The organism is Chryseobacterium sp. SIMBA_038 (assembly GCF_046535115.1).
GTDB lineage: Bacteria > Bacteroidota > Bacteroidia > Flavobacteriales > Weeksellaceae > Chryseobacterium.
In genome coordinates this window covers 1-254 of sequence record NZ_JAWRXH010000305.1, presented here as the reverse complement: position 1 = coordinate 254, position 254 = coordinate 1, and the positions used below count along the sequence as shown (strand labels likewise).

At 41.3% G+C, this 254-nt stretch carries 1 protein-coding gene; it reads left to right on the top strand.

Annotated features, from left to right (window positions below; all coding sequences use genetic code 11):
- A partial coding sequence (locus SB689_RS23665; RefSeq protein WP_410694483.1) for an aminotransferase class I/II-fold pyridoxal phosphate-dependent enzyme occupies nt 1-254 on the top strand: 254 nt, incomplete at both ends.

Genomic DNA, 254 nt, shown 5'->3' with positions numbered 1-254 from the left:
AGCTACGGGCCATTTTCCGGTCTTCCGGAATTTAAAAAAAGTGTTTCAGACTATTTCAATAAGGAAAAACAGGGAACCTTTTCTCCTGACAATGTCCTTGCCGTGAATAGCGCAGCACAAGGAATGTTTCTGATTGCATCCTATGTTTTACAACCTGGTGACGAAGCCATTATTCTTGATCCTGTAGATTTCTTGTTTAAAAAGTCTGTGGAAACGGCTGGTGGTACAGTAAGGTTATGCCCTGTTGATACTAC